This window comes from Microbulbifer sp. YPW1, assembly GCF_013367775.1.
Classification (GTDB): Bacteria; Pseudomonadota; Gammaproteobacteria; order Pseudomonadales; family Cellvibrionaceae; genus Microbulbifer.
The window spans coordinates 2,872,720-2,890,908 of record NZ_CP055157.1 but is presented as its reverse complement, the minus strand read 5'-3'; the positions used below and the strand labels follow the sequence as shown (position 1 = coordinate 2,890,908).

The window sequence follows — 18,189 nt, the reverse complement described above, 5'->3', positions numbered from 1 at the left end:
GACTGCAGTCTAGTAACCGATTAATTTTAATCAATCACCGCTTTATTCTTTGTCGCAGCACTTGTCACCGTATGGAGCTGCCGAGAACCAGGATCGTGCGCTATCCGGGCTTTCCTTATCTTTCAGGGGATATAGCCGCAGCGTATCTGGCTTGTCAGAGGCCCAGGAAAATACGTCATACATGCTGACTTCCACATCGGAAGCCATGACCACGCTGAGGCTTTTGTCCGACTGTGGCAGCTTGCGCATTGAGCGCACTTCCAGCCCTGGGGCTTGGCCAGTCTCGCGCAGCTGTGCCATGGGAACTTGTGGGTATGCGCTGGCTTTATTGGGGCGGGACACCATCATCCACGGGCCGAGAAATTGTGTGTAACGCCCACCCTCTTCGGGAGATACCGGCTCGGGTGCACGCTCGGGGAGGCCGTTCCAGAATTGCCATTGAACCTGAAAACGGTGGCATCCCGCTTCAGCAGTCTGGCTGGCCCGCATCCAGTGGGGCTGATACAACCGCACATTATCAATATCCGGTGCGTCGGACAGATCGACCGAGTACTCTTGCAGATCGTCTCTCCATTTGAGGCGCACCCGGTTGTCCCCGAGTGACAGCTCACCTTCCAGTGGATACAAAAGGTTGAGAGTGTTCCCTTCGATGCGCGTCAGGTAGCTGGCCGCTTCCAACATGGCCGCCGGCCCGTACAGTGAGCAGCACCAGTAACCTTCTTTACCCATCTGCAGATAACTGTTTTTCAGAATCAGGCGCGCGCCAAACCCACCATTAATGGTCTGGTTGTAGAAGAACTGGTTTTCGATGCACAGGATGGCGCGGTCCAGCCAGCGCTTTTCCGCTGTCAGCTTGTGCAACTTGAGGCAAAGCAGAATCCAGTCGGAGTGGGAGCAACCCTCGTCATCAATGTGGGCGTCATCCTCGAAATGTCGAAAGCGCTCGGGAATACCGCCCGCTTCCAATACAAATTCCTGCCAGACCTGCTCCAGCTCCCCCATCACTCGCTTGAGTAACGCCTCATCCCCTACTTGCTCAGCATACGCCAGACAGCCGCGACGAATGGTCAGGTAAGAGTGGGAGTGGTCCGCCTCCTCCAACGGAGGCGCCAGATCAATAATCTTTTTGGCGAGCTCAAGGAGCTGCTCATCCTGCAGAACTTTGTGGGCTTCAATCAATCCGTTGAGCCCATGAAAATATCCGCTTGGGGTTACTGCGTAAAACTCTGTACCGCGTTCGGAGATTTTGCGCGATACATCTTCCCAGTACTCGTACTGCTCAATGTACCAATCAACATGCGCGCGCAAAGCCGCAAGCACTGCCTCGCCACCATGCACTCGTGCATAACTCGCAATCCCCTGAAGCATCCAGCCATTGCCGTAGGCCCCCAGCATTGTCTCGACACCCGGCTTGATGGTCGCATTGCCGTAATGCCCATCCGCCTGCTGTAAAGCAATGGCGTTGTCGACGAGTGATTTCAGGTACTCCGGCGGATTGCCGGGTTCATTGGAGGTCGCCAGAGCGTGGGCCCAGATCCAGCGTCCGGCCACATCGCCATGGCAACAGGGAAAATTGGTCCAGCGGCCGTCGTCGTTGACGATCTGGCCGAGCAGGTAGTCCTCCGAATACGGTGGCTGCGCCACGGTACGGAATATGGAGAGGCCGCAACGATCCCCCCATTCTCCACGCAAATGAAAGCTACTGGCGAGCTGCTCGTCACCCAGAATTCTCTGCGGGTTGAACAGCACCTGGCGGGTCTCGATACGCATACTCATCTCCACTATCTGCTCTGTACTGCGACAGATGCGTAGCCATCGCTAACTCAGGTATCCCTCGGATTTACCGCTGTGAACGGACGGGATGAGATGCAGCGATCGCAATGATTTATTATGATTTATTTCGATTGAATTTGATCACGCAGGGATCGCGGTGTCAACGATTGGTATGCGCTCAAGCAGCGACAACGCCTTCAACCATGGCGCCAGAATACTCCTAGTCAGGCGCCTTCGCATCCTCCCTCCCTCACCCTTTCGTTCATGCGACCCTACTACTGCCAAGCCAGCTTAGCGAACAAAAAAGGGGAGCCTGCAAAGGCTCCCCCGTTTCATTTAACTCGCTGACAATCCAGCGATCAGTTGGAAAATGAGAAGGTTGTCAGGCCGGAATAGTCCGAGCTTGTCAGCCCACTTTTATAGTAGATCGAGGTCCAGTCACTGTTGTTATTGGAGCCAAAGACCTCAAAGGACGAGAAACCCCGATTATCGGCATTGGGTTTCAGCTTGATGGCATCGGGCGCAATCTCGTTGCCTGCACCCAGGTCGATCTTGATCCACGCCGGGAAATTATTCCCGATATTCCAACCCACATTGGTGTTGTCGAATGCGGCATAGTCGTTGCTGCCATTGGTGCTGGAAGTTACCTGGGACTTGGTGCTCCAGGTCAGTTTCGGATCCGGGTAAGACTGGCCACCCACCATCCAGTGGATCTGCTGCATCGTCACATCCAGCTGCACGGTTCCGTAGCCGTAGAGCATCAGGTAACGGTACGCGGTGGGCTGCCCGCCTCCGCTGGTCACGCTCACTGAGCAGCCACTGGCGAAGCCGCCATCGTTGGTGGTGATGGTAATGCTGGCACTGCCCGCCGACAACGCGGTAACAACACCTGCGCCATCCACACTGGCGACACCGGTATTACTGGAGCTCCAGGTAACCGATGAATCCGTGGCATCAGCCGGCGAAACCGTGGCATTGAAGTCAAAGGTTTCGCCAACACTGAGTGCAGGGTTGGAGCAGTTGTTCACCGCGACCCCGGTCACCGGGATACCACCAGGGCCAGCCCCACCCGCGCTGATGTTGCCGAAGTCGATGTATCCAGGGCAGTGCATGATCTGGGCGTAGCCACCGCCACCACAGGAACCATTCATCCACGCGGAGGTGTTGATGGCCTGATCTTCCGCCTGATAGGTGGTGCCATCAATCCGCAGATAATCCACCTCAATATCGGTGCCGTTATCCGGGAAGTACAGTTTGACGTTGCCATCGACCGGCTTGACCACGGAGTAATCCGCATAACTGCTGCCGGAAATAGTCCAGGAATGTACCGTGACATCATCCACCCGCAACTGCAGCGTATCGCTACTGCCCAGGGCCATCCGTGCGCGTACCGTCACCAGCGTATCGCTGCTGTCAGCCGCGACCGACACCGGACAGGTAGCACTGCGGTTACCACTCACCGTCGTCACTGTAATGGTGGCGGAGCCCGCGGCCTCAGCCGAAACCAATCCGCTGGAATTCACGGTGGCAACCGCCGGATTGGATGAACTCCAGGTGACCGACTTGTTGGTTGCGTTCGAGGGCGATACGTCTGAAGACAGGGAGACTGTCTGATCCACGGAGAGATCCGCACCGGGACAGCCGCTAATGGTCACGCCGGTGGGAATCACCTCGGACGACCCGCCCAGCTGCTTGCGCCAGGCACCGGCACCTGCGGTGGAGACATACAGGAAACGATCACCGCCGTTCTCAACCACCCGTGCCGTTGTCAGGCCGCCAAAGTGAAGGTCACCGGTAATATCTGCCCAGGAAACACTCGCATTCTGGGTGGAGGTGCCGGTAATGGTCCCCTCCATCACGGCATAGGTTTTCTGCAGGGTATGGTCGTAATGCGCCATGACCACCTTGTTGTCGTAGCCGGTCAGCCCGCCTTTGTTGCTGAACTTGAAGCTGTAGCTGTTACTGCCGCCGGTCACGGTGTTGTACCAGCTGTGGCTGGTCAGCGCGCGGGTATCCGCACTCTTCAGCACGGTTTTCCAGGTGGCGCCCTCATCCAGAGAGATGACGCCGACAAAGTGATCACCGTCTCCGTCCTGATAGCTCTTGCCCGAATAGAACAGAATCACCTGCCCATTGTTTTCCCATGCATAGACTTCTGCATCCCAGCCGCCGCCGTTGTATATCTTCGACCAGGACCAGCTGTCGTTGACGAACTCACCTTTAAAAACGCCGGTATCACCACTCACCGAGCTCAGGTAGACAATGTTTTCATTGGTTGGGTGCGGGGCAATTTTTTTGACCGATGCAATCTGGTCGGCTACACCGTTGGAGATTTTACTGAACCACGGCTGGTTGCCCTGCTCATGCTCGTTGTAGCCCCAACCCACATCACTTTGCATGTAGAGGCCATAGCCACGGGAGAAAATAAATACCTTCCCGGGTTTAGCCGGTGACTCGGCAATATCACTGATGAGGCCGTTGGGCACGCCACCACGCCACTCACTGCCACCGACGTAGAATTCCCACTCGTCCGCCGGCGAAAACTGGTCGAGATGCTTGATATACAGATTGCCCGTGCCGGCATGCCCGCCGAAACCGGCGGCCATTTGCGCAAGTACCACTTTTTTACCCCAGGCATCGGCAATTTCCACCGCCTGCACATCCGACAGAAAACCGTTCTGGCGCATCCAGACATTGCTCCAGGTGGCGCCACCATCCCAGCTCTCTACAGGTCCGTTATCACCCATCCCCTGGATGACGTAGTTACCGTGTGCATCGATATCCCAGGTGTAGGTACTTTCGGTGCCGCGGCTACCGTAAGTTGCAATGGGGATTCCGTAGTAATCGGCAAAATACTGATTGGTGGTGTAACTGTAGCGATTGACCCAGTTGTAGCTGGAACCGTTCCAGTCTCCGCGGTATATCGTCTGGTTTTGCGTCGACCAGATGGCCCGCGCCCAGCTGGCGGAGTTGGGTGTGTAATGGGCGAAACGCGCATTGGGCTTGCCAACGTCCCAACCGTCCAGCACATCGCTTTCGGTCCAGACCTGGTTCCAGGAAACACTGCTGGGGGAAGCACTGCTGTAGCTGCTGTTCCAGTTAATACTTGCCTCGTAGACGCCCTTGCGCTCCTGGTCCATGGACACAATCATTTTATGGGCGCTGCCAGTAGAGCGAGGGTCGACTTCAGGCTGCCAAAAGCTGTAGTTCGGCAGGCTTCCGGTGACATTCTGCCAGGCGATACTGGATGTGCGTGAAGCAAAAATGGCAGTCTCCAGGTTTTCGCCCTGGTCGAGCCCGCTGTTGGCCGCCGCATTGGTTTGATACACCGCGTAAACCACTTTGCCGTCCGGGCTTACATCCAGCCCTTTCGCCTGGCCGTTGGTGCCGGCAGGCGCACTCACCTGGTTCCAGGAATCACCAGCATTGCTCGATCTGAACACCCCGGCATCCGAGGCCAGAAAAACCTCGTTGCCATTGGCCGGATTGAACGTCATCGCGAAAACGTTGCGGTCACCAAAACTGTTGGCGGTGGATTTCTGACTCCAGGAGGCACCGCCATCGATTGACTTGAAGACGATGACCTTGCCACCTTTTGACATACCAAACAGGCTATAAAAGCGGTTGCCGCCGCCGGCATCGTCGTAGTCGTCTTTCCAACCCACCGCGGCCAATACGATATTTTTGTTGGTCGGGTGGATGGTAATGGCTCCGATGGATTTCTTCTTGGTGTTTTCTACGAGGGTGAAACTGTCACCGCCATCGTTGGACACTTCCAGTCCGAACAAGGTACCCACGTACATTTTCTGGTTACCCGACTGCTCGGGAATGGCCACCGCGTACACCCGGTTCTGATGCAGTTCGCCCTTGGCATGCCAGGACTCACCGTTGTCGAGTGATTCGTAAATACCTTCCATATCAGAGGCCAGGATCAGCCGCTGATTGATATTCGGGTCGGCCACCACATCCTGCACCTGACCACCGGCACCCGGGTTTATGGACGTCCACTGGGCACTTGCTCCCAGTGGCAACGCCGTTAACAGCAGTGTCAAAAATGACGCCAGAATCAGCGTCACCCGTTTTCTGAGTTTGAGTATGTTCATCGCTTTGGCTTCTTATTGATTATTTTTTATGCAAAACTGCGTGAATTCGCACTATTTACGACCACAAATGACCGAGTATGATCGATAACGAACGAAAATGAACCATTAGAATACAGAAAGTCAAGCGTTTCAGCGGCGAGTAACCGGAACTGCGAACCCGGTCTGCGCACGCATAACCTGGCCGACAGCCCCGCCAGACTCAACTCAGCCGGATTTGCGATAACCCAGCGGAGTGGTTCCGCGGTACTTTTTGAACTGGCGGTGGAACAGGGGAAGTGAAGGAATACCACAGCGGTCAGCAATGACCGCCACCGGGTCGCTGCCCTGCCGCAACTGCTGGCAGGCCAGGTGGATCCGGTACTCGGTAAGATATTCGAAGAAGGTGCGGTTCATTACCCGCTGAAAAAAACGCGCGAATGCCTGGCTACTCAAGTCACAGGTTGCCGCTGCCTCCGCCAGGGTAACTTTGCGCTGGTAATTATGCCGCACAAAATCCAGCACGCTGTTCAGGCGGCTATCGCTGTTTTCCTGGCGGTCGTATTGAAAATCATCCGCCGACAACACCCGCAAACGACTCTGCGAAAGCTCTTCCAGCAACCGCAATAGCCGCAGCAACCGGTCGAGCCCGCTGCCCTCGATGACGGAATGCAGCGCGTTCGCAAAATTCCTGTTACGGCCATTTTCAAACACAACCCCGTGCGCGGCCTGCTGCAATAACTCATGGATGGCAACCAGCTCCGGCCCAGGCGGTATCAATTCCTGCGGCCACTGCAGCACCAGTGCTTGTGCCGCATCGGCGACCACGGACGCTTCGCCGCCACTGCTTTCCCAGCGGTGTGGCAGGTTCGGCCCGATCAGCACCAGGTCTCCCGGCGCAAAAGGCTCCATACTGCTGCCCACATGGCGGACGCCGGAGCCGCGTCGGATATACGTCAGCTCGAACTGCGCGTGAAAATGCCAGGGCGCTGGAAACTGTGGCTCCGAGACACAGAGGCCATGAACAGAACTGCCCACTTGCGGCGTGATACGTTCCAGGTGTGCGCGCAAAATTTACCTATTTTTTATAATTTAAATAAATTTCCGATGAGCAACTGAAAAATAGTATACATACAAACCTGCCAGCGCTAGAAATACAGCAACCAACGGCTATTTATTTGAGGGCGACAGGATGGCAACAAGCAGTACCCAGCCGGCAGACCTGTCACTGGTACATGAACCACTGACCGAGCGCATGCGTCGGCACTGGCAGGCCTGTGACTGGGATGCTTACAAACTCGACACAGACCAGCTCACGCACTTTCAGGAATTCGGTTTCGTCAGCGGCATCCCCGTGCTGGACGATGATTACATCGGCGCATTGCGCGCAGAGCTGGATGAGATCGTGGATCCCGCGCACCCTCAGAACGCCCTCTTCCACGAGTTTCACAGCAATGAATCCAGCAACGCTAACCAGGTGCTGTTTCACTCCCTGGGGCACTGGCGCATCGCGCCGCACTTTCACGATTTGCTGTGGAACCCGCGCTTTCTGGTACCAGCCTCTCAGCTCTTGGGCAACCGTGCGGTGCGCTTCTGGCACGACCAGCTATTTTGCAAACCCGCGCAGCACGGGGGCGTGGTCGCCTGGCACCAGGATTACAGCTACTGGACCCGCACAGTCCCCATGCAACACCTGACCTGCTGGGTAGGGCTGGATGATGCCAATACCGATAATGGCTGCCTGCATTACATTCCCGGGAGCCACCACTGGGGGCTGCTGGAAAAGCCCGAACTGGCCGGTGACATGCAGGGAATAGAAGCCTTTCTTAACCCGGAGCAGCGTCGCCAATTGGAGAACCCTGTGGCGGTGAAGATGCCGCGGGGCTACGGCAGCTTTCACCATCCACTGATGGTGCACGGCTCTTACGCAAATAACTCGGACCGAGCTCGGCGCGCGTTTGTGTTAAATGTGTTTGCCGATGGCACACGGTCCGGTACATCCGATGCCCTGTTGAAGGGAGTTCCCGTGGTGCCGACTGGCGAGACGATGGATGGACAGTTTTTTCCACTGCTGTATCGGCCCACGGAACACTAAATTTTTCTGTCTGCAGTTACCGCGATTGCGGCAAAACGAATACCCGAAGTACGCTATCGTGGAATCCACACACCCATTAAAGGGAAGCAAAAAGCACGGTATGAGAAAAATCGACGTAAAAAAAGGAGGCTGAAATAGCCTCCTTTTTATCAGCTGGTCAACCGTACACACTCAAGCGGCGAGGGCTTCGAGCTCCACAGTAATCACCTCAACACCGGCTGCCTCAATTTGCTCGATGACACGAGGGTCTGCGGTATCGTCGGTAATCAGAATATCTACTTCAGTGAGCGGGTAAATGACGAAGTTACTCTTCTGCCCCAACTTTGAACCATCTGCCAGCACCACCAGCTTTTCCGACTGGCGGCGCAACTTCTGCTCAGCGCGCACAATCAGAGAGTCAGTTTCCATTACCCCAAACTCGCCGATACCGGCGGTACCGGTAAACATCAAGCGGCAGCGGTAATTCTGGATGGAGTCGTTTTCAAACGGACTCAGAATGATGCCCTGCTTGCGGTAAATTTCGCCACTGGGGACCGTAACCTGGTTCTGGCCGTTCTCACACAGGTACTGCGCAAGATAATAAGAGTTGGTTAGGACACTCACATCCCGTTGGGTCAGGTACTCGCCCATCATGAAAGTTGAGGAGCCGCCATTGACGATCACCAACTCGCCCTCTTCACACAGGGAAACGGCTTTCGCAGCAATCGCCTGCTTGGCCGTAGTCATTTTGTCTTTATTGACGAGGAAGGCCGAACCCGCGAGATGAGTCTTGGGCGCACCGGCTGGACGGTTGCCAATTCGCTGGGCACCGCCGCGGATTTTTTCCAGGCGGCCCTCTTTACTGAGCTTGATCAGGTCGCGACGAATCGTCGCCTCAGAGGAGTTCAGCTGCGCAGTCAGGTCTGCGACGCTGGCAAACTGCTGCTCTTCAAGAATTTCCAGCAACAGTTGGTGGCGCTGCTTTTCTAACATAGTGGCGATTCCGTGTCTGATCTTGAGCGTGTGACTCCAAGTGGTGACGCCGCTTCCTTTCGGTCCAGAGGATGCTGCGTACAGGCTTTCACGCTTGTCCGCAGCCCACTCATCTGGCGCGTCAATTCACTCAGAATTACTCATTATCATTCAATCCAGGCGCACTTTCAATCCTTTCAATCATGCGTGATTGAAACTGCAGCATACCCGTGCGCCGAACAGAACAGCGGTTATACAATCCCGGAACCGCTACCACCCGTGGCCGGGCGGTCGGCAACCAGGTTCTGCTTATACTGCGCAGCGCGGTATGTCGCCAGTGGCGCGATGGCCCCACCATGGCGGAATCGCGCCATGGCGAGTATCGGGCTCACATCGGTATTGAAGGCTTGCTTCAGGGTGTTGGAAGCCATCAGCGCATCGTTATCCTGCTGGAAGCCTTCCAGTGCCGGTCGATCTACAAGCAGTGCTTTTACATAAGAGCGCTGCACTTCTTCCGCCGAATTCATCAGGCTCTCGATGGGATCGGTCACATTGTGGGACTGGTCCAGCATATAGCAGGGCGCGAACCCTTCCTGCTTGCGGTACTCGGCGTCCACCAGCTCGTTGAAAATCAGGAACTGCTGATAAGGGTGCAGAGAGCCGCTATCCAGGTCGTCGTCACCGTACTTACTGTCATTAAAGTGGAAACCTGCCAGCTTCTTGAACTGGATCAGACGCGAAACGATCATTTCGATATTCACGTTGGGCGCATGGTGGCCGAGGTCTACCAGAGACTTAGCCTTCTCACCCAGCTCCATTGCGCACAGAACGTTGGTACCCCAGTCCTGAATGACAGTGGAATAGAACGCGGGCTCGAACATCTTGTGTTCGATAAAGACCTGCCAGTCGTCCGGTAAGGCCGCGTAAATCTCGCGCATGCTGTCCAGATAGCGCTCGAGTCCACGCTGGAAGTGCTGCTGACCCGGATGGTTAGAACCGTCGCCAATCCATACGGTCAGCTCTTTCGCGCCAAGTGCCTTGCCCCACTCGATACATTCGATATTGTGCGCCACGGCCTGTGCACGAGTTTCCGCGCTGGTGCTGGTCAAAGAGCCGTATTTATAGGTGTGCTTCTGGTCAGGCTGGTCCTGGAAGGTATTGGAGTTGACGCAGGTAAAGCCGAGGCCGTACTGGTCGGCAAACTCGCGCAGCTCATTGAAGTCATCCACCTTGTCCCAGGGAAAGTGTGGGGAAACCTCCGAGGTGCACCGGGTCAGCTGGTTGATCACCGCACAATCCTCCAGCTTCTCGAAGATATTACGCGGCTCTGCCAGTCCCGGGAATCGGGCAAAACGGGTACCGCCGGTACCGGTGCCCCAGGACGGAACGGCCACTTCAAAAGACGCTGCCTGAGCGGTGACCGCTTCAATATCAATATCGCGACGGGCCAGTTGATTGCCGAGGGCGTCGTAATCCTGTTGCAGTGCCTGATGCTGCTCGTCGTTGCACTTGTCGACGAGCGCGGAGGAAATTCGTTCGTTCATCGCCTGAAATCCTGTTTTTATTGTGTTTTCAGTGTTGTTCTTCACCCGGGATTAACGAGTGAAGGAAGGCGCGTGGCCCGCATCAACGTTGATGATATTACCGGTTGATTTCGATGACACGTCTGAAGCGAGGAAATAAGCTGCTTCAGCGATATCTTCCGGGAACACGTTCAACTTCAGCAGACTGCGCTGGCGGTAATGCTCTTCAAGCTGCTCTTCGCTCATGTTGTAGGCGTCAGCGCGCTCTTTCTTCCACTTGCCGCTCCAGATCCGCGAGCCACGCAGCACCGCATCCGGGTTCACCACATTACAGCGCACACCGATGGGCGCCCCTTCCAGAGCGACGCAGCGTGCCAGCTGGACCTCCGCCGCTTTGGCGGTACAGTAGGCCGACGCATTCTGGGAAGCAACCAAGCCATTTTTACTGGCAATGAAAATCACCGAGCCGCCTAGACTTTGACGCTTCATTACCTTGAAACCTTCGCGGCTGACCAGGAAGTAACCCTTGGCGAGAATGTCGAGGTTGCGATCCCACAGTTCGATGCTGGTTTCCTCGATGGGTGCAGCACTCGCGATACCTGCGTTAGACACCAGGATATCGACGCCGCCGAACTCCACCGCCGCCACGGCGAGGGCTTGGCCGACAGACACCTCATCCGTCACGTCGCAGCGCACGGTGCGCACCACATCCGCACTGAACTGCTCGGAAAGTTGCGCACCTCGCTCAGCCAGTGACGCTTCGTCGATATCCGCCAGTACCACACAGGCGCCCTCCTGAAGCAGACGACTGGCGGTAGCAAAGCCGATACCGCCGGCGCCGCCGGTGATAAACGCCACCTTGCCAGCCAGGCTCTTCGGCTTGGGCATGCGCTGCAGTTTGGCCTCTTCGAGCAGCCAATACTCGATGTCGAATGCTTCCTGCTCGTCCAGGCCTACATACTCGCTAACGCCGCTCGCTTCGCGCATCACATTGATGGCGTTGATATAAAACTCACTGGCGATACGCGCCGTGGCTTTATCTTTGGCAAAACTCAGCATGCCAACGCCGGGGATCAGGTAGATCACCGCGTTGCCATCGCGCATTGCTGGGCTGGTATCGCGCTTGCAGCGCTCGTAATACGCCGCGTAACCCTCACGATAGCTCGCCAGTTGCCCATCCAACTGGGATTCACAGCGGGCAAGCTCAGATTCCAGATCGGCAGCCAGCGGATCGAAATCGATGACCAGAGGGCGAATCTTGGTCCTGAGGAAGTGGTCGGGGCAAGAGGTCCCGAGTGCGGCCAGTGGACCCAATTGCTCGGAGTTTACGAATTGGAGTACCTCTGCGGAATCGTCAAAATGGCCGATCTTGCGCTCACCGCTGGAGACCTTGCCGCGCACCAGTGGCATCAATCGTGCCGCCACGGAGCGGCGCTCGTCTGCAGACAGCGTTTGTGCGAGCTTCTCGCCCCCGAAAGGTGCGGAAGTGTTGTTCTTGGCCAGCCAGTCCGCTGCGCGCTGAATAATGGTCAGAGTATTCAGGTAGCAGTCTTTCGACGTGTCACCCCAGGTGAAGATGCCGTGCCCTTCCAGCACGATACCTTTTAAGTGCGGTTCCGACTTGGCCATGGCCTCAAGCTTCAAACCCAGGTCGTAACCAGGACGCTGCCAGGGCAACCAGCCCATTTCACCTTCGAAAATCGTTTCGGTCAGTGCACGACTGTCTTTGGTGCAGGCAATGGCAATCGCCGCATCCGGGTGCATGTGATCTACATGGGTGTGGGGAATGTAGGCGTGCAACGGCGTATCAATACTGGCCGCGCGGGGATTCAGGTTGAAAGTGCAGTGAGACAGCAGTGCGACCATCTCATCTTCGTACTCCAGGCCACGATATTTCTGCTTTAGCTGCTCCAGGCGATCCATATACAGGGTTGAGAAACCACCCAGCTCGATGGACCCGAGGTCACCACCGGAGCCCTTTACCCACAGCACGGTGACATCATCGCCGGTAAGCGGATCGCTCATCTGGACTTTGGCTGAAGTGTTACCGCCACCGTAATTGGTAATGCGCAGGTCGGAGCCCAGCAGATTGGACCGGTATTTGAGCAACTCGGGCTCAGACATGGAATTCGCCAGGGAATCGTCCCACAGGCTCTGGAGAGGCTTACTCATCATAGCTCGACCCTGAAAATCTTATTTATTGGTTTTTGTATCGCTCACATCTTGTGATTGGGCGAATTATGGCACTGAAGGATTATGATCGCAAATGATTTATTGTGATCGAGCAGATCATTTTTGATCGGAAACCGGCTTTTTTAACGTCATGCGGGCATCACCTAGCACGACTGGCACGACCTACAAGACATCTAATATTGCCAATCTTTTGACGTAAAGCGCACGCTGACACCCCACTAGACGACTCAGAACCAAGAATTCGTCACGGGCGCACGGTATTGATTGCAAATGATTGTTAAGAGGGTCACTTGGTGTTACTTTAACCGTAGAAATTGCGGCGCCCAGGGCCGCTAAGAACAATGAAAAGACACCCATAACGAGGCGCTCTGCCTCGCTCGTGTCTTGCACGAAGCGGTGAGAAATACCCCATGCAATACACGCTTATTTTTGATATCGGCAAAACCCATATAAAGCTTTCGGTGCTCGATGTGCACCTGAAAAGTGTGGCCACCCGAGAAGCCAAAAATCGTGTGCTGATGTCTTCCATTTACTATCCGCAGGCAGATGTCGACTATATCTGGCAGTGGTTTAGCAACAACGTTCGCACGCTTACCGAACAATTTGAGATTACACGGCTCAACATTACCACTCACGGCGCCACTGCAGCCTGCTTGCGAGACGACGCCGACGCTTCCGACCTTGAGAGCGACGGCCTCGCGTTACCCGTGCTGGATTACGAATATGAGGATTTCCGCGAGTGCCAGGACACCGCGGCCCACTACGCGTCCGTACGTCCCGAATTTTGTGAGAGCTACTCACCTGCCCTGCCCGCCGGCCTGAACCTGGGACGCCAGCTACATTGGCAATCCCGGCAGTTTCCCGATGCCTTTTCCCGTGTGGGCGCCATCGTCATGTACCCGCAGTACTGGCTGTGGCGACTCACCGGGGAACGGTGCAACGAGGTCACATCACTCGGCTGCCACACAGACCTGTGGGCGCCCGGACAGAAAGATTATTCCTCACTGGTGGATACCCTGGGTTGGCGAGCACTGTTCCCCACTTTAGTCAGCGCCACCCAAAAGATAGCGTCTCCCCTTCCTGAGGTCTGCAAAGCGACGGGCCTGGCAGAAAATTGCGCTATCTATGCCGGTGTGCACGACAGCAACGCGAGCTACTGGCGGCACCGGGCAACAAGTGATGGGAGGCCATTTACGGTTATCTCCACCGGGACATGGTCGATCGTCATGGCCAACGGCGCAGAGCTATCCAGCCTGCAGGAATCCCGCGATATGCTCGCCAACGTGGACGCCGCCGGCGACCCAATTGCCTGCGCACGTTTTATGGGTGGACGCGAGTACGAAGCGCTGTGCAGCATGACGGACTCGCCCCTCGACCAAGCAGCAGCCGGGGATGAACCTCTGGAGCAATTACAGGCTTATATCCACCAACAGGTTATGGCGCTGCCGACATTTAGCCGCGGTGGGGGACCTTTCGCCGACCTGCAGGGAACGATTCGCGGTGAAGTAATCACCGGCACCGGCGCACTTATCGCATCACTTTATTGCGCGTTAATGCTGGATTTCCAACTCTCTGCCATCGGCAGTCGCGGCCACATCATTATTGAGGGTGCCTTTCTGAAGAACCCCATTATTTGCGGCCTACTCGCTCAGTTACGTGCGCCACAGCAGATTTACTTGTCCGAGGATGATACCGGCACGGTTACCGGCTGCGCGATGCTGACGCTGGGTTCCGAAGCCGACGCGAGTTCCACTCTGCGCACTTGCACTCCGACCTCGCTTAATGGCCTTTTCGATTATCGTGACGAATGGCGCCTTGCGATACGAGAGCACGAACAAGCACGCCCCCCGGTACCGACCATGTCGGAAGCATAATTCCACCCCTGCAGCTTGCGACGCCAGCGAAATCCGTGGCGTCGCCGCAAACCTCCTCAATCTTTAAACACCATGTACAAATTCAGCTCCAGGCAGTCTCGCCGGAAATTCATTAAGTCAGTCTTCGCCGCAAGCTTGACCCTCACCCTCGGAGGATGCACCAGCGATTCACCGATTTCGCCACCTGAATTATTGCAGGTGCCCTTCATCAGCGAAGTCGATGGCCGTGAACGGAACTATTTTCTCTACCTTCCCAGCGCATACCACAGTGATACGGAACGCGATTGGCCAGTGCTGATGTTCCTGCACGGCAATGGTGAACGGGGGGATGGTCGTGAAGAGCTGGATTTTGTCATGATGCACGGCCCGCTCATGGAGGCTTGGGTTTACAAGCGTGACTTGCCTTTTATTATTATTGCCCCGCAACTTCCGATGTTCTCGTTTCGCGAGCATGGACCGGCATACTTACAGGAACGCAAAGCGGAAAGCATTCCAAGACGAATTGCGGACGGCGTCCCGCCCAGACTACCGGCAAGCCTGCCCGCAGAATCTATGCAGGGTGTTCCGCCGGCAAGAGATATCGCCGAAAAAAGTAGCGTGCTTCCGGAAGGGTGGGATCGTATCGAACAGGATTTGCTTGCGATGCTCACCAGTGTTGAAAGTAAGTTCCGTACCGACCGCAGGAAAACGTATCTTAGCGGGCTCAGTTATGGCGGCTTTGGCACCTGGTACCTGGCCAGTAAGCACCCGAAAAAATTCGCCGCCATCGCCCCTATCGCCGGCTGGGGCCACCCTGATTTAGTCACCCCGCTGGCGGAAAGCCGCACCCCAATTTGGGCTTTCGCCGGGGGCTTGGATACGGTGATTCCAGCCGAGTACTTCTACCCGGGCCTGAACCACCTCAAACGCCTTGGCCACCCCACCGTACAATTTACGGTCCATGAAGATATGGGCCACGATGTATGGCGACGGGTGTACGCCGGTGAGGACCTTTACCAGTGGTTACTCTCCCATGAACTCGAGTCCCCCCAAATCTGAAACTCAAGCAAAAAAAGCCCCCTTGCGGGGGCGACGAGAAGGGAGACTTGATCTTCTTGCGAAGGTCTCCTGACGAAGAGCTCCAAACAATGCCATGACTGAGTCATGTAGTGCCCGAAGAGACAAGCGTGTGTTGAGCGCCGGCTTAAACTGGCCTTCAACACACCAACCGAAATACAGACTAGTACTACCCGATCAAAATTCATCGAATGCGATCTGGGACTCGGGAACCTTTAGCTCCCCCAGCATCTGCCGAGTAGCCGCCATCATCGGGGGCGGACCACACAGGTAGAATTCCACTTTCTGCGGCGCCTCGTGAGACTGCAGATAGTTCTCATAGAGGTACTCGTGAATAAAGCCATTGGGTAACTCGCCGGTGTCATCTGCCGACTCCGATAAGGCCACATGGAAGCTGAAGTTTTCATGGCGATCCATTAGTGCCTTGAAATAGTCGGCGTAGATCAACTCCTGCTCGCTGCGCGCCCCATACCAGAAGCTGATTTTGCGCTCACTGCTTTCCGTTTCCAGCAAGTGGGAAATGTGTGATCGCAGTGGGGCCATACCAGCCCCTCCTCCGAGATAAACCATCTCTGCATCCGAGGGATTGATACGGAAATCCCCAGCAGGTCCCTGCGCCTCAATCACATCGCCCGGTGTTAATCCGAAAACATAACTGGAGCCAACACCCAGCGCAGGCTTTCCAGCCACTTGCCCCAGAGCCAGGCGCACATTCAACTTAATCGTTTTATCCCGCGCGGGATTCGTCGCGATGGAATAGTTCCGCTTACAGGCAAGCCCGTTTTCTACCGGAATATCAAAAATTCCAAGGCTCTGCCAGACATCCTGGAATGGTGTATCAACCTGCTCAAACTGCAGGTGGCGACGCTCGTATGCCGGTATTAAAAGCTGAATATAGTCGCCGGGCTGATAGCGGAATGCGGGTGCTATCGCCAGTGGTTCGAGCTCCAGCTCACAGATGAAACTCGCGATATTGCGCTTCCCAACAACTCGGAATTGCCAGCGTCGGCGCGTCGGATCCTGATTTTTTTCATCAACTTTAGGGCGGGTACACAACTCCAAGTGGCCGTCACGCTCTCTCACCGCGAACGTCTCAAGTGCACTGCATGCAGGCCCTCGCACCGCGGCGCCATTACGAATGTCAAAGCGTCCATTGTGTTTTGGACACTCGACAATTGTGCCCTTCACAAAGCCTTCCGCCAGATGCGTATTTCCGTGTGTGCAGATTCCCTCGGTCGCGAAGAGCCGCCCTTCGGCAGTCCGGTACAGCGCGTAGGTATGGCCGCAAAAATCCACGCGAACAACGTCTTCCACCCTCAACACATCCGCGGTGCCGACCCTTACCCACCCTTCAGCATCGACATCACCGTCAGGCCGAATCACAGCGTCCTCGCAAGTACTTACACTGCCAGCAGGTAACTCTCGCTCGACGAAATAATCCGGATCCCTGGATTGCCTCCAAAGGGCAGGGATAATTTCCTTCCACGCCGCCCACAATCCCGAATATGCGGGAGGGCAATCGTCTTTGATCAATGCATGCAGGCGTGGCAATGCATGGTAGGGCACCAGCGGAAACATGTGGTGCTCTACATGATAATTCATGTTCCAGTAGAGATAGCGGTTCACCCAGTTCATATAAACCGTGCGGCTATTCAGGCGGTGGTCCAGAACGTTTTCCGCAAGCCCCGCATGCTGCGTGTAACCGTAAATTGCGATCAGCCAAGAGCCAAATACGGTTGGCAGCCCGATAAAAAACAGTGGCAACCAAGACTGAAACACAACAGCGGCCGCGATAACGGCAAGATAGATCGCCACATATAAACGCGCCTTCCAATGGATTTTTGGCCACTCCTGCTCGGGTACAAACGCGTTCGCATCCTCGGTTCGCTTGCCCAGCGCATGCAACACCATGCGACGTCCTTCCGCCCACATCATGTTGAGCTTCAGAATGCCGAGCAACGTCTGAAATCGATTGACCGGCCGCGGGCTGGCAATCTCCGGGTCACGACCGACGATAATCGTATCCGTATGGTGACGGACGTGGCTCCAGCGCCAGGTGGTGGATTCGCGGAACACCAAAAAGGAGGCGATCTCGTAGAGCGCGGTGTTCATCCAGTCGGAACGGAAGGCAGTTCCATGACTGGACTCATGCCAACGGGAATCGGAAACAGATGCGTAGAGTACCGCATAGATCATAAATGGAAGAAAGAACCAACCTGTACCCCACGCCAGCACCATGGCATAGGCGGAGAGCGCTAGCAGGGAGAACCAGAGCAGCGTATCGCGCACAGCGGGGCCGTTCTTGCGCTGTAGCAAGTCACGCATCTGCGCTTTGGGAACCGGGCTCTGATACCACTGCGCATCGGCAAGCCCATTGGCCTGCGCAGCGCGCGCACCAGCGCCGGTTAACCGGTAGTCTCTCACCGCAAAAGCCCTCCAGGGCCAATTCTTATTGTTATCGAACGATCTCGTGACGAGCAGCCTTAATCAGAGGCTCGTTTGTGCTTGATTTATCCGGCGCTCGGCCCGACAATCAAACCATCAGTAGCGATCATTTTTAGTCATTAGCGATCATATTAAATAGCGAGCGAGCCCAAATCAACCACTTTTTCCGTTGTTTTGCGGCTTTAAAACACCCGTTTAGC

Annotated in this window: 10 protein-coding genes; 3 read left to right on the top strand and 7 right to left on the bottom strand. The window is 55.7% G+C overall.

Annotation, left to right across the window (positions count from 1 at the left end; genetic code table 11):
* Positions 1-42: 42 nt before the first annotated feature.
* The 3 genes from HUW35_RS11780 to HUW35_RS11770 form a co-directional block, all read right to left on the bottom strand.
* Positions 43-1,770: a hypothetical protein gene (locus HUW35_RS11780; RefSeq protein ID WP_181252512.1), complete on the bottom strand. Its 1,728-nt coding sequence runs from the start codon at positions 1,768-1,770 to the stop codon at positions 43-45.
* Between the two features lie 362 nt (positions 1,771-2,132).
* On the bottom strand, positions 2,133-5,876 hold the full coding sequence (locus tag HUW35_RS11775) for an Ig-like domain-containing protein (RefSeq protein WP_181252511.1): 3,744 nt from the start codon (positions 5,874-5,876) through the stop codon (positions 2,133-2,135).
* A gap of 204 nt (positions 5,877-6,080) precedes the next feature.
* Positions 6,081-6,923: an AraC family transcriptional regulator gene (locus HUW35_RS11770; RefSeq protein ID WP_181252510.1), complete on the bottom strand. Its 843-nt coding sequence runs from the start codon at positions 6,921-6,923 to the stop codon at positions 6,081-6,083.
* Between the two features lie 121 nt (positions 6,924-7,044).
* On the opposite strand from HUW35_RS11770, the gene HUW35_RS11765 reads away from it, so the two are divergent.
* Entirely contained in the window at positions 7,045-7,947 is a 903-nt protein-coding gene (locus HUW35_RS11765; RefSeq protein ID WP_181252509.1) for a phytanoyl-CoA dioxygenase family protein, read from the top strand.
* Positions 7,948-8,118: 171 nt separating this feature from the next.
* On the opposite strand, the gene HUW35_RS11760 is transcribed toward HUW35_RS11765, so the two are convergent.
* The 3 genes from HUW35_RS11760 to HUW35_RS11750 all read right to left on the bottom strand — a co-directional run bounded on the left by HUW35_RS11760 (position 8,119) and on the right by HUW35_RS11750 (position 12,596).
* Positions 8,119-8,919: a DeoR/GlpR family DNA-binding transcription regulator gene (locus HUW35_RS11760; protein ID WP_181252508.1), complete on the bottom strand. Its 801-nt coding sequence runs from the start codon at positions 8,917-8,919 to the stop codon at positions 8,119-8,121.
* A 230-nt stretch (positions 8,920-9,149) separates the two neighbouring features.
* The gene (gene rhaI / locus HUW35_RS11755) at positions 9,150-10,442 is read right to left on the bottom strand and encodes an L-rhamnose catabolism isomerase (RefSeq protein ID WP_181252507.1); all 1,293 of its coding nucleotides are present in this window, start codon (positions 10,440-10,442) and stop codon (positions 9,150-9,152) included.
* Positions 10,443-10,493: 51 nt separating this feature from the next.
* Positions 10,494-12,596 (bottom strand): bifunctional rhamnulose-1-phosphate aldolase/short-chain dehydrogenase, encoded by a 2,103-nt coding sequence (locus tag HUW35_RS11750; RefSeq protein ID WP_181252506.1) that lies wholly within the window; start codon positions 12,594-12,596, stop codon positions 10,494-10,496.
* Between the two features lie 428 nt (positions 12,597-13,024).
* Between HUW35_RS11750 and HUW35_RS11745 the strand changes: the two genes are divergently transcribed.
* Positions 13,025-14,488 carry an FGGY-family carbohydrate kinase gene (locus HUW35_RS11745; RefSeq protein WP_181252505.1) on the top strand — a complete coding sequence of 488 codons (1,464 nt, stop codon included), beginning with the start codon at positions 13,025-13,027 and terminating at the stop codon, positions 14,486-14,488.
* Between the two features lie 72 nt (positions 14,489-14,560).
* Entirely contained in the window at positions 14,561-15,526 is a 966-nt protein-coding gene (locus HUW35_RS11740; protein ID WP_255463254.1) for an alpha/beta hydrolase-fold protein, read from the top strand.
* Between the two features lie 195 nt (positions 15,527-15,721).
* On the opposite strand, the gene HUW35_RS11735 is transcribed toward HUW35_RS11740, so the two are convergent.
* Complete coding sequence (locus tag HUW35_RS11735) at positions 15,722-17,968, bottom strand: fatty acid desaturase (RefSeq protein WP_181252504.1); 2,247 nt, start codon at positions 17,966-17,968, stop codon at positions 15,722-15,724.
* Between the last annotated feature and the right edge of the window lie 221 nt (positions 17,969-18,189).